Genomic DNA, 12,316 nt, shown 5'->3' with positions numbered 1-12,316 from the left:
CACCTGCGCCAAAACCCGGCGCGGATTGGAGACTGCGTTAGCGCGGCTCGGCAGAATAGGTGGTCGGCGTCATGAGGAGCGCATGCTCGAGTGGTGGGGCAATCTCGAACATCTGCGCACGGTTACGGAAGTGGAAGACCCGCCGGATTCGATATCGGTCCCTTCTCTCTGCGGCGACGTCGACTTCTCGCCGGGTTAGCCAAAACGCGGTGCGCTCGTGCCCGCACGTTGTCTTGATTTCCAGAAGCCTCTCTTGGCCATCAGTTTCAAAGGAGCGGACGTCGCAACCGTAGCCATCGCCGTCCAGGTCGGAAACCCAGCGGACGTCATCCGCAAGGTCGCTGCGCCCAGCGCGCCGCAATCGATCGCGCTCGAATTCCACAACGAATTTTTCGCCGGCCTTGCCCAATTGACGGTTCCTGGCGTCGCGCTCGGCGGGGTCGAACTTACCGACTAGCCGGCGAACGGCGGGCGTCAATGTCTTCTCGAAGTCCGCGACGGATGGTGGAGCAACGAAGACGGCATCGTCGTTGAGCGCCAGCGGTTGAGTGTCAGTGTTAGCGGGGTAAAGAAAATCCGGTGTCTGTCCGACGTTGCGTTCGACGGCAGCCACCAAGGCGTCCTGAAAGTGCGCCAACGGTTTGTAGCCGTTGATCCACTGCGTCCCCAGCATATCGAGAACGGCAGAAATGTTTTGAAGCTTGCGTTCGATCGAACCTTCAGACCGACGCACGATCGTCATGAGCTGGCGTCGATTCTGCGCCTTGCTGTAGGCCGCGCCCGCTCTTTCGGAGGACAACATCCGAAAATAACTGTCGACCACGGCGGAGATTTCGCTTTCCGTCCACGGTGTTCCAGCGATCCCCTCGGTATTCTCCCTGTCCAAGTCTCGGCCTCTGACTTGGAGAGTATCAGGGGGCGGGCTGGGTGCAACGCCTGCCCCCAAAATGCAGGAAGCGTCACTTCGTGCGAGCGACCAGCTTCGCCCCTACTTCACCGCGCCAAATCGGCTCTCGAACGAGTTCGACGACACCACCGGCGCGGCGCCCATGATTTGAGTCGCTTCACCCGCACCGTCCGACACCGACGGCTTCAGCGCGGGACGCGTCGCGGCAAGGCGCGTGTCCGGCTTCGGCGGTTCGGCGGGCTTGGCGGCGGCGACAACCGGCTTCGGCGCGTCCTTGGCCGTGTCGCGGCCGGGCACAAAGCGGGTCACGGCGGCCTTGAGCCTCGACGCCGCGCTGGGCGGCGTTGTGGACGTCGTGGCCGGAGCCAAGGACGCAGTGGCTTGCGGCGGCGGAGGTGTCGTGGCCGTCGTGTCCGCGGTGCCCATGCCCATCTTGCGGCCGAGGTTCGAGAAGAAGCCGCCGGATTTTTCAGCAGGCGCAGCCGCGGCGACGCGCGTGGTGGCGGCGGGTGCGCTGACGGCGACGACCGGCTCTTCTTGCGGCGCTGGCGCGGCCGCATCGAGATTCGGCTTCGGCGGATTGACGTGGCCGGGGATCGTGCCCGGCGCCTTGGCCATCGCCAGCATCTGCAGCGTGGTGCCTTCGGCACCCTCCGACAGGCCGGTCGAGCCTTCCGGAATCTTGGCGGCGAAGATCTTGTTCATGCCGCCGTCGATGCCGGTGTTCATGCGCGCCACCGGCGTGCCGCGGGAGACGAGCTTGGCGTATTCGGCCTCGTCACGCGCCTGCTTCTCGCGCACGGCGCTCGCGACATCCTCGGGGATCACATAGGCCGGGCATTTTGCCGAAGCGTCGAACACCGGATCGCGCTTGGCATCGGCCGGCTTCGCCGCGTCGAAGACGTATTTCTTCTCGCAGAAATCGACCTTCGGCTCCTGCCGCGTCACCTCGAAATGATCATAGCCTTCCTTGATCATCTTCCAGAACGGCATGTTCGGATTGTTCCGGTGCTTCGCCATGTTCACCGGCGTCATCTTGAACGGATAGGCCTGCAGCTGAAACGCCTTCTGGCCGCCGAAGAAGGATTCGCGGCCGAGCGAATAGATCTCCGCGATCTGCTCGTCGGTCATCGCGTAGCAGCCGCGCGAGGAGCAATCGCCATGCACCATCAGCTGCGAGCCGCTGCGGCCCAAAGCCTTGTCGAACGCGTTCGGATAGCCCGTGTTGAAAGAGAGGTAATAGGCCGATTGAGGATTCATCTGGCTCGGATTGATCGAGTAGAATCCCTCGGGCGCCTGGCGGTCGCCCTCGCGCACCTTCGGACCGAGATCACCTGACCAGCGGCAGATCGGATAGGTCTTGAGCAGCGCGAACTGGCCGTTGCGGGTCTGCTTCCAGACCTCGAGCTCGGCCTCCTGCTTGAACAGGCGGACCAGGATCGGCGATTGCAGATCCATGTCCTTCTCGACCATTGCGGCGAGCAGCTTTGGCGGCACCGGCTGGTTGGCCTTGGCGTTGGTCGCGAGCGACACCTGATCGGTATCGCAGCCGGCCAGCAGGACACTGGCCGTCAGCAGCGCAACCGAAGCCAAGAGCGCGCGAGCAAGCGAGCTAGTGATCAAGACGAACCCCACAACGTGCCGGGCAGAGCGCGAACCCCAATTGTTTGGAACATGATCCGACCGGACATCCGGGCCCGTCATGACGGGCTTTTTCGAGACCACGCTCCAGCGCTTATGCCCTGAAGCCATTGATTAAAATTCTAACCTCTGGGTCATGTGGTCGCAACCCGAGCGGGGATCACGAGCCCGTTGGCCCGAAGGTGTGGTCAACAGAGACTTAAACTGGGCCGTAACTTGGGACGAACTTGGGCCTTGCGGCCAAACCGCTACTGAGATCGCCGATTTGGGCAAAAAAAGGGTTAACGCGCGGTTACCGGGGTGCCAGGGCAAGTCTCGTAGGGCGGGCAAAGCGAAGCGTGCCCACCCTTCCTCAGCCGCCCGATCGGCTGGTGGGCACGGCACTTTGCGCCTTTGCCCACCCTACGGCACCGGAATCGAGGCGAATCAGCCCAATTTCCGGCCGATATCGAGGAATTTCTGCCGCCGCTGCTTGCGGATGGCGTCGCCGTCGAGGCCCCGAAGCTCGTCGAAGGCCTTGGCGATGGCATCACCGGTGGTGGCAATCATGGTGGCGGGGTCGCGGTGGGCGCCGCCGACCGGCTCCTTCAGGATGCTGTCGATCACCCCGAAGCGGAGCATGTCCTGGGCGGTGATCTTCATGTTGTTGGCGGCTTCCTGGGCCTTGCTGCCGTCGCGCCAGAGGATCGAGGAGGCCGCCTCCGGCGAGATCACGCTGTAGATCGCATGCTCCAGCATCAGGACCCTGTTGGCGGTGGTGATGGCGATGGCGCCGCCGGACATGCCCTCGCCGGTGATGATGGCGACGTTCGGCACGGTCAGCGCCATGCAGGCATCGGTCGAGCGCGCGATCGCCTCGGCCTGGCCGCGCTCCTCGGCACCGATGCCGGGATAGGCGCCGGCGGAATCGGCGAGCGACAGCACCGGCAGGCCGAACCGCTCGGCCATCTCCATCAGCCGCACGCATTTGCGATAGCCCTCGGGCCGCGCCATGCCGAAATTGTGCTTGATGCGGCTTTCGGTGGAATCGCCCTTTTCCTGGCCCATCACGCAGATCGGCTCGCCGCGGAAGCGGCCGAAGCCCGCGACCAGCGCCTCGTCCTCGCCGAACTTGCGGTCGCCGGCGAGCGGGGTGAATTCGGTGATCAGGCCCTTGATGAAGTCGTTGAAATGCGGCCGCTGCGGGTGCCGCGCGACCAGCGTCTTCTGCCACGGCGTCAGGTTCAGATAGAGGTCGGCCAGCGCCTGCGCCGCCTTGTCCTCGATCCGGCCGATCTCCTCGGCGATGTCGGTGCCGGACGCTGCCAGCGTGCGCAATTCGTCGACCTTGGAGTCGAGCTCGGCGACGGGCTTTTCGAAGTCGAGATAGCTGCGCATCTGGTCTGGCATCAACTCAATATAGGGGGACGGGGCTCGAGAGCGAAGCGAGGTCGGGGTCGCGGAAAGAAGTGTAGCGTCTTCAATGAGTTGGCTTGTGGGCTCGCGGGAGCCAGCCAAATCATGCGTGAGGCCACGGCTCTTTCTGCGGAGATGTGGCCGAAGTCAAGGCGGTTTCACGGGTGTCGGTAGCCCGGATGGAGCGCAGCGCAATCCGGGAAGGTCTTTCCGCGAGGTGATAATCCCGGATTTCGCTGCGCTCCATCCGGGCTACGCGAGCTGCTATTTCTCCGCCAGCGGGTGCAGGTCGCGCACCAGGCTCTTGAGCCGCTCCTCGACTACGTGGGTGTAGATCTGCGTGGTCGAGATGTCGGTGTGCCCGAGCAGCGTCTGCACGATGCGCAAGTCAGCGCCGTTGTGCAGCAGGTGGCTGGCAAAGGCATGGCGCAGCACGTGCGGGGAGACCAATCGCGCCTGCAGGCCCGAAGCGACCGCGAGCTCCTTGAGGTCGCGGGCAAAATGCTGCCGCGTCAGGTGCCCGCTCTCGCCGAACGAGGGGAACAGCCATTTCGAGGCGGCGAGGCTGTCTTTCTTCTTCTCCGTCTTCGCAGCTTCCGTCGCGACGAGGTAATCCGCCATCGCCTGCCGCGAGGCCTCGTTCAGCGGCACCAGGCGTTCCTTGTTGCCCTTGCCGCGCACCACGATCATGCGGGCGTCGCGCTTGGCGGCCGTGCGCGGCAGCGCCACCAACTCGGAGACGCGCAGGCCGGTGGCGTAGAGCACCTCGAGCAGGCAATAGAGCCGCAAGGCGCGCAGCCGTTTCGACGGCGAAGCATCCGCCGCCTCGCTCAATTCCTTGGCACGGCGGAGCATGCGATCGACATCCGCGATCGACAGCACCTTTGGCAGGCCACGGCCGCGCTTGGGGCCGGACAGGATCGCCGCGGGATCCTCAGCTCGGATGCGCTCGTTCAACAGGAAGCGGTAGAGATGCCGCATCGCCGACAGGCGGCGCGCGACGCTGGTGGATTTGAAGCCGCGGGTGTCGAGGTCGGCGAGATAATCGCGCAGCGTCTGCGTCTCCGCGTCCGCGAATGTATGGCCGACCCGGCCCAGAAACTCGGAGAAATCGGTGAGGTCGCGGCGGTAGGCGTCGAGCGTGTTGGGGCCGGCGCCCTGTTCCGCCGCGAGCATGTCGAGGAACAGGCCGGTGAGCTTCATGTCTGAGGGCTTTGCGCGCATGCCCCGGAGGCTAGCTCCTATTTCTTGAGAAACTTATCCGGCGGGATCGTCACCGTCATTTCCCGCGGCTTCGGGTTCACGAAATTGGCCAGCGCGAAGACCACGCCATAGACGATGCCGGCGAGCACGGCGACAACCGTCAGGAAGCGGAACAGGCTGGGCATTGTACAGGGTCTCGGGAAGGGTCTCGGGAGTCCAAATTAACCAATGAAATCATCCAACATGTTCGCCGTTTCGTGGCAAGAGTCCTCTGGCGAGGGCCCCTTTGGGGTCGTATAGGTGGCCAAAGCATGCCGCCTTTGGCGGCAGATCGAGCGAGATCCGGAAGCGAGATCCAGAGCAATATCCATGTCCGACGCCGCCTTGCCGATACCAGCATCCCCGGAGGCCGACATCCTGTCGGCGCTCGGGGCGCGCTCGATCGTGCTCGTCGGCATGATGGGGGTGGGCAAATCCACCATCGGCCGCCGCATGGCGGCACGGCTCAAGCTGCCCTTCGTCGATGCCGACACCGAGATCGAGGCGGCGGCCGGCATGACCATACCGGAGATTTTCGAGCGCCATGGCGAGGCGCATTTTCGTGACGGCGAGGCCCGGGTGATCGCCCGGCTGCTCGACGGCGGCCCGGTGGTGCTGGCGACTGGTGGCGGCGCCTTCATGCGCGAGGAGACGCGTCATCGGATCGCCGCCAAGGCGATTTCGATCTGGCTCAGGGCGGACCACGACGTCATCATGCGCCGCGTCCGCCGCCGCGCCGATCGTCCGCTGCTCCAGACCGCCGACCCGGAAGGGACGGTCACGCGCCTGCTCACCGAGCGCGAGCCTGTCTATAGTCATGCCGACCTCACCATCGCCTCGCGCGACGTGCCCCACGACAAGATCGTCGAGGAATGCATCGAGACGCTGCGGGCCCATCTCTGCGGCGAGCAGGCCCCGCCCCAGCCACCTGCCGACGTCGCGAGTGCGTTAAGATGACTGCGCCTTTGAAACATTCCGATCCTGTCAACGTCGACGTCGCGCTCGGTGATCGCGCCTATGACATCGTCATCGGCCGCGGCGTGCTGTCTTCGCTCGGCGAATGCGTCGCCGCTTTGCGCCCCGGCGTCCGCACGGCGATCGTGACGGATCGCACCGTCGCAAAATACTGGCTGGAGCCGACGGAAGCGTCGCTCGCCGCCAGCGGCATTCCGACCTCGCGCATCGTGGTCGAGGAAGGCGAGATTTCGAAAACCTATGCCGGCCTCGAGAAGGTCAGCGAAGCCCTGATCGCGGCAAAAATCGAGCGCAACGATCTCGTCATCGCGCTCGGCGGCGGCGTGGTCGGCGATCTCGCCGGCTTTGCGGCTGCGATCCTGCGCCGCGGCGTCGATTTCGTGCAGGTGCCGACCTCGCTGCTGGCGCAGGTCGATTCCTCCGTCGGCGGCAAGACCGGCATCAACTCGCCGCAGGGCAAGAACCTGCTCGGCGCCTTCCACCAGCCGGTGCTCGTCATCGCCGACACCGCCGTGCTCGACACGCTGTCGCCGCGCCAGTTCCGCGCCGGCTATGCCGAGGTCGCCAAATACGGCGTGCTCGGCGACGAGGCCTTTTTCACCTGGCTGGAAAAGAACCATTCCGACATTTTCAAGGGTGGCTCTGCCCGTGAGCACGCCATCGCCACCTCCTGCCGCGCCAAGGCCGGCGTGGTCTCGCGCGACGAGCGCGAGACCGGCGAGCGCGCGCTGCTCAATCTCGGCCACACCTTTGGTCACGCGCTGGAAGCGGCGACCGGCTTCTCCGACCGCCTGTTCCACGGCGAGGGCGTTTCGATCGGCATGACGCTGGCTGCGCAGTTTTCCGCAAAGCTCGGCATGATCGGTGAGCTTGAAGCCGCGCGCGTCGAGCGGCATCTGATCGAGGCGGGCCTGCCGACCCGCTTGCAGGACATCGCGGGCTTTGCGCAGGAAGGGCTCGCCGACGCCGACGCGCTGATGGCCCTGATGGCGCAGGACAAGAAGGTCAAGCGCGGCAAGCTCACCTTCATCCTGCTGGAGGCGGTCGGGCGCGCCGTCATCGCGAAGGACGTCGAGCCGGCCCCGGTGCGCGATTTTCTGAAAGAGAAGCTCGCGCAAAAAGCGTGAACGTTCTGTTGAGTGGTGCATGGACTGGCTCGGATTCACCATCGTCATCCTTTGCCTGCTCGTCTCGGGCTTCTTCGCCGCGAGCGAGACCGCGCTGACCGGCGCCTCGCGCGCGAGCATGCTGCGGCTGTCCAAGCAGGGTAATCGTGACGCTGACGTGGTCTCGCAGCTGCTCGACATGCGCGAGCGTCTGATCGGCGCGCTGCTGCTCGGCAACAACATCGCCAACATCAGCGCCTCCGCGCTGGCGACCGCGATCTTCACCGCCTGGTTCGGCGATGTCGGCGTGCTCTATGCCACCGGCGTGATGACCGCGCTGGTCGTGATCTTCGCCGAGGTGCTGCCGAAGACCATCGCCATCAACGCGCCCGACCGCATGGCCCTTGCGGTGGCGCGCCCGATGCGACTGACCATGTACGTGCTGGGGCCGCTGCTCAGGATCGTCGAAGTCATCGTCCGCCTCTTGATGCGGCTGTTCGGCCTTGCCGGTGAGCACCAGGCGATCCTGTCGCCGACCGAGCGCCTGCGCGGCGCGGTCGACCTGCTGCATCACGAGGGCAAGGTCGAGAAGCAGGATCGCGACATGCTCGGCGGCCTGCTGGACCTGCGCGAGCTCCAGGTCTCCGACGTCATGATCCATCGCACCGAGATGATGATGATCAACGCCGACATGCCGCCGGACGAATTGGTGCGCGAGGTGCTGGCGACCGAATACACCCGCATTCCGCTCTGGCGCGAGAAGCCGGAAAACATCATCGGCGTGCTCCATGCCAAGGATCTGCTGCGCGCGATCCGCGCCTCCGACGGCGATACCTCGCGCATCGACGTCTCCACCATCGCGCTGCCGCCCTGGTTCGTGCCGGAGATGCGGCCGCTCGCCGAACAGCTCAAGGCGTTCCGCCGCCGCAAGACCCACTTCGCGCTGGTGGTCGACGAGTACGGCGAAGTTGAAGGTCTGGTGACGCTGGAAGACATTCTGGAGGAGATCGTCGGCGACATCTCCGACGAGCATGACGTCGTGGTCGCCGGCGTGCGCGCCCAGCCGGACGGCTCGGTCGTGGTCGACGGCTCGGTGCCGATCCGCGACCTCAACCGCGCCATGGACTGGCATCTGCCTGATGAAGAGGCAACCACGGTCGCCGGCCTCGTCATTCACGAGGCGCGCTCGATCCCCGATCGCGGCCAGAGTTTTACCTTCCACGGCTTCCGCTTCCGCGTCCTCCGCCGCGAACGCAATCGCATCACCGCGCTCCGTATTTCACCGGTGCCGAGGGATGCGGAGATGGAAGAGACGAGGCCGAAGCGGGCCGGGACGTCGTTTTGACGCACGGTCGGTGTCATCGCCCGCGAAAGCGGGCGATCCAGTACGCCTCGGTAGCTCGATTCTGGCCGCGACGTCTCGGAGTACTGGATGCCCTGCTTTCGCGGGGCATGACAGCGGTTAGCCTTCCCCCGGCGCCTGCGCATGGATCGCCAGCGCGTGCACGCTACCGGCGAGTTCCCCAGCCAGCGCCGAATTTATCATGCGATGGCGGTCGACCCGGCTCTTCCCTTTGAACGCCTGCGACACGATATAGACGCGAAAGTGCGTCTCGCCGCTCGGCCGATGGCCGGCATGGCCCTCATGCAAATGTGACTCGTCGACGACCTGCAGGCTTTCCGGCGTGAAAGCTTCCTGCAACTTGTTGCTGATAGTGTCTTTCATAACCATGAGTGCCATTAATGCGCGCGATCGCACCCCGTCAATGCCCGGGGTAGTCAGCTAATTGCAATGTCAAGACTTGAAGGTTTTTGCATTGCGTAGTCAAAGTCAGCCATGCCGATCGATTCATCAAAGTTCTTCGACTCCATCCGCGTGAAGCCGCGGGGCAAGCAGCCGGCTGTGAAGCCGCGCGACACCGCGGTCGGTTGCGAGTGGGCCGGATGCCAGAACAAGGGTGCGCACCGCGCGCCGAAGGGCCGCGAGAACCAGCGCGAGTACTGGCACTTCTGCCTCGACCACGTGCGCGAGTATAACCAGAACTACAATTTCTTCTCCGGCATGAACGCCGACGCCGTCGCGCGCTACCAGAAGGATGCGCTGACCGGTCATCGTCCGACCTGGAAGATGGGTGCCAATGGCGGCAAGAAGGGTGCGGAAGCCGAGATCGATACGGCGTCCGATCCCTTCAGCATGTTCTCCGAGATCAACGGCCGCGCCAACTGGCGCAAGGGCCCGGAGGCCGAGCCCAAGGCCGAAACGCGCAAGGTGATGAACGCCGAGCGCAAGGCGCTCCAGGTCATGGGCCTCGGCCCCAGTGCCACGCTCGCCGACGTCAAGAGCAAGTACAAGGCGCTGGTGAAGCAGCACCACCCCGACGCCAATGGCGGCGACCGCTCGACCGAAGACCGCCTGATCGAGATCATCAAGGCTTATAATTATCTGAAGACGGTCGTGCGGGAGGCGTAAGGGCCTCGCGCTTTCTTTCTTCCCTTCTCCCCTTGCGGGAGAAGGTGGCGCGAAGCGCCGGATGAGGGGTTCTCTCCACGCGTAAAGCTGATCGTGAGGATGGAGACCCCTCACCCGTCTCGCGCTGCGCGGCGATCCACCCTCTCCCACAAGGGGAGAGGGGAAGAACGCTACGCGTCCCTACCCCTCCGGCATCGCCCCCACATACGATGAGCTCGGCCTGATCAGCCGCCCTGTCCGCTGCTGCTCGCGCGCATGCGCGGTCCAGCCTGCGGCGCGCGCCACCGCGAAGATCGGCGTGAAGGCCTGCCTCGGGATCGCCAGCGCGTCGAGCAGGATCGCGGTGAAGAACTCGACATTGGTCTCCAGCGGCCGCTCCGGATTCTTCTTGCGCAGCGCGCTGCGAATATAGGCCTCGACCTCGCCGGCAAACGGCAGATCGGTGCCGTTGGAGGCGAGGGCCTCGACCGCGGTCTTGAGCACGTCGGCGCGTGGATCGCGCACCCGATAGACGCGGTGACCAAAGCCCATCATCCGCTCGCCGCGCGCCAGCGCCGCATCCACCCAGGGCTGGATGCGTTCGCGCGAGCCGATCGCATCGAGCATTTCCAGCACCGGCTCCGGCGCGCCGCCGTGCAGCGGACCGGTGAGCGCGCAGTAACCCGCGGTCACGGCCGCAAACAGATCGGCTTGCGTTGAAGCCACCACGCGTGCGGTAAAGGTCGAGGCGTTCATGCCGTGATCGCTGGCGGTGACGAGATAGGCGTCCAGCGCGGTGACCTCGCGCGTTGCGGGTGCGCGCCCCTGCAGCATGCGCAGCGTATCGGCGGCATGGCTCGCGTTCGGATCGGGGGCGATCGGCTCGAGCCCCTTGGCGCGCCGGACCAGCGCGCCCGCGATCACCGGGAACGCGCCGACAATGGTCGCTTCATGCGCGAGCCCGTGCTCGGCGCGAAGTCCCGCGACGGCCGCGCGAAACCCGTCGACGATGCCCATGCCGCGCGTTGCCGGCAGCAACTCGTCCAGCCGGGCGAAGGCGCGTTCGCGGGCCGCACCAAGGCTTGCCCGCACATTGGCTTCGCTCAGGCTGGTCTTGCTGGCGCCGTTCCAGAGCCGGGCGGTGACACCCTCGAAGCTCGATTTGGCGGCGAGGGTGCCGACATGCTCGCCGGCGATGATCAGTTCGCCGCGCTCGCCGTCGACATGGCTCAGCACGGTCTCGGCCGCGGGAACGCCGTCCAGCCCGATTTGGCTTTTGGTGAGGTGGATGTTCATGGCCCAATCTCCTTGTTCACGGAGGAAAAATCGGACCTCTCGACAGATTGATCAATCTTGATTACATAAATCAATATGAAAAATTCTGGCGAGCTCTACCTCACCGCCCGGGAAGCCGCCGCCGAGCTCGCGATCACGCCGGCCACCCTCTACGCCTATGTCAGCCGCGGCCTGATCCGCTCCGAGCCGACGCCGGATTCGCGCAAAAACCGCTACCGCGCCGAGGACGTCCGCGCCCTGAAGGAGCGCCGTGTGCCGTCGCCGGAGCCGCGCGGGCTGCGCAGCTTCGATGCCGATCTGCCCGTGATGGACACGGAGATCTCGACCATCACGGAGGAGGGCGCGATCTACCGCGGCGTCAATTGCGTCGACCTCGCCGAGAACGACACGCTGGAGCACACCGCGACGCTGCTGTGGGACGTCTCCGACGTCGATCCCTTTTCGCCGGACAACCAGCCTGCGATATCCGACGAGATGCGCGCGATCGCCGATGCCGCGCGCCGCGCAGCTCCGATAGACCGCGCCATCGCTGTGCTCGCGCTTGCGACAAGCGCTGACGCGCGCGCCTTCACTCGTGCGCCGGACGGCCGTGCCATGGTTGGCGGGCGCATCGTTCGGCTGCTGGTCGCGACCATGCTCAACGCCGAGCCGTCGTCCGAACCGATGCATCAGCAGATCGCAAAAGCCTGGGCGCCTGACAACAAGCACGCGCCCGACCTGATCCGCCGCGCGCTCGTGCTGCTCGCCGATCACGAGCTGAACGCCTCGACCTTCACCGCGCGCTGCGCGGCCTCGACCGGTCTCAATCTCTACGACTCCGTCATCGCCGGCCTCGCCGCCCTGAAAGGCCCCAAGCACGGCGGCGCCGGCGTGCTGGCCTCGCAGCTCGTCAAGACGCTGATCGACCGCGACGTTGGCCCCATGGTGCGTGAACGCGTCGCACTCGGCGAACGCTTCGCCGGCTTCGGCCACGGCGTCTACAAGCGTGGCGATCCCCGCGCGCAATCGCTGCTGAACGCGCTCACCCGCGCCGGCGCGCCGCGAAAATTCACGCGCGAAGTGCCCGAGCGGATCGTCGAGGCGACCGGTGAGCTCGTCAACATCGACTACGCGCTCGCAGTTCTGGTGCACGCGCTGCGGCTGCCCGCCGGCAGCGAGCTCGCGTTGTTCGCGATGGCCCGCAGCGTCGGCTGGATCGCCCATGCCAGCGAGCAGTTGCAATTCGGCAAGCTGATCAGGCCGCGGGCGCGCTATGTGGGGCCGACGCCGGGGCGGAGGGCGACGGTTGCGGACCCCAAGTCCTAG

At 65.5% G+C, this 12,316-nt stretch carries 12 protein-coding genes; 5 read left to right on the top strand and 7 right to left on the bottom strand.

Going from position 1 to position 12,316, the window contains the following annotated elements:
• Positions 1-37 precede the first annotated feature (37 nt).
• The 5 genes from PMI42_RS35860 to PMI42_RS35840 form a co-directional block, all read right to left on the bottom strand.
• The gene (locus PMI42_RS35860; protein WP_008144581.1) at positions 38-886 is read right to left on the bottom strand and encodes a protein NO VEIN domain-containing protein; all 849 of its coding nucleotides are present in this window, start codon (positions 884-886) and stop codon (positions 38-40) included.
• A gap of 102 nt (positions 887-988) precedes the next feature.
• Entirely contained in the window at positions 989-2,530 is a 1,542-nt protein-coding gene (locus PMI42_RS35855; protein WP_240535319.1) for a L,D-transpeptidase family protein, read from the bottom strand.
• Between the two features lie 444 nt (positions 2,531-2,974).
• Positions 2,975-3,937: an acetyl-CoA carboxylase carboxyltransferase subunit alpha gene (locus PMI42_RS35850; protein WP_035967809.1), complete on the bottom strand. Its 963-nt coding sequence runs from the start codon at positions 3,935-3,937 to the stop codon at positions 2,975-2,977.
• A gap of 270 nt (positions 3,938-4,207) precedes the next feature.
• Positions 4,208-5,167, bottom strand: coding sequence for a site-specific tyrosine recombinase XerD (xerD, locus tag PMI42_RS35845; RefSeq protein ID WP_008144575.1), 960 nt, complete (start codon positions 5,165-5,167; stop codon positions 4,208-4,210).
• Between the two features lie 17 nt (positions 5,168-5,184).
• A complete protein-coding gene (locus tag PMI42_RS35840; protein WP_008144572.1) occupies positions 5,185-5,331 on the bottom strand; it encodes a hypothetical protein in 147 nt (48 codons plus the stop codon).
• A gap of 184 nt (positions 5,332-5,515) precedes the next feature.
• On the opposite strand from PMI42_RS35840, the gene PMI42_RS35835 reads away from it, so the two are divergent.
• The 3 genes from PMI42_RS35835 to PMI42_RS35825 are packed head-to-tail and all read left to right on the top strand — an operon-like array spanning position 5,516 to position 8,611.
• Positions 5,516-6,142 (top strand): shikimate kinase, encoded by a 627-nt coding sequence (locus tag PMI42_RS35835; RefSeq protein ID WP_008144566.1) that lies wholly within the window; start codon positions 5,516-5,518, stop codon positions 6,140-6,142.
• A complete protein-coding gene (gene aroB, locus PMI42_RS35830; RefSeq protein WP_008144564.1) occupies positions 6,139-7,287 on the top strand; it encodes a 3-dehydroquinate synthase in 1,149 nt (382 codons plus the stop codon). The genes PMI42_RS35835 and aroB overlap by 4 nt, the downstream gene beginning before the upstream one ends.
• 19 nt (positions 7,288-7,306) lie before the next feature.
• Complete coding sequence (locus tag PMI42_RS35825; protein ID WP_008144562.1) at positions 7,307-8,611, top strand: HlyC/CorC family transporter; 1,305 nt, start codon at positions 7,307-7,309, stop codon at positions 8,609-8,611.
• Positions 8,612-8,728: 117 nt separating this feature from the next.
• Here PMI42_RS35825 and PMI42_RS35820 read toward each other — a convergent pair whose 3' ends face one another.
• Positions 8,729-8,998, bottom strand: a complete 270-nt coding sequence (locus PMI42_RS35820; protein ID WP_035967776.1) for a BolA family protein — start codon at positions 8,996-8,998, stop codon at positions 8,729-8,731.
• A gap of 105 nt (positions 8,999-9,103) precedes the next feature.
• Here PMI42_RS35820 and PMI42_RS35815 point away from each other — a divergent pair, with 105 nt between their 5' ends.
• Positions 9,104-9,736 carry a J domain-containing protein gene (locus PMI42_RS35815; RefSeq protein WP_008144558.1) on the top strand — a complete coding sequence of 211 codons (633 nt, stop codon included), beginning with the start codon at positions 9,104-9,106 and terminating at the stop codon, positions 9,734-9,736.
• Positions 9,737-9,916: 180 nt separating this feature from the next.
• Here the strand turns inward: PMI42_RS35815 and PMI42_RS35810 are convergent, their stop codons facing one another.
• Positions 9,917-11,011, bottom strand: a complete 1,095-nt coding sequence (locus tag PMI42_RS35810) for a citrate synthase/methylcitrate synthase (protein ID WP_008144556.1) — start codon at positions 11,009-11,011, stop codon at positions 9,917-9,919.
• A gap of 75 nt (positions 11,012-11,086) precedes the next feature.
• On the opposite strand from PMI42_RS35810, the gene PMI42_RS35805 reads away from it, so the two are divergent.
• On the top strand, positions 11,087-12,316 hold the full coding sequence (locus PMI42_RS35805) for a citrate/2-methylcitrate synthase (RefSeq protein WP_008144554.1): 1,230 nt from the start codon (positions 11,087-11,089) through the stop codon (positions 12,314-12,316).

Origin of the sequence: Bradyrhizobium sp. YR681, assembly GCF_000282615.1 — a bacterium.
Classification (GTDB): domain Bacteria; phylum Pseudomonadota; class Alphaproteobacteria; order Rhizobiales; family Xanthobacteraceae; genus Bradyrhizobium.
This window is presented reverse-complemented; position numbering and strand designations above follow the sequence as displayed.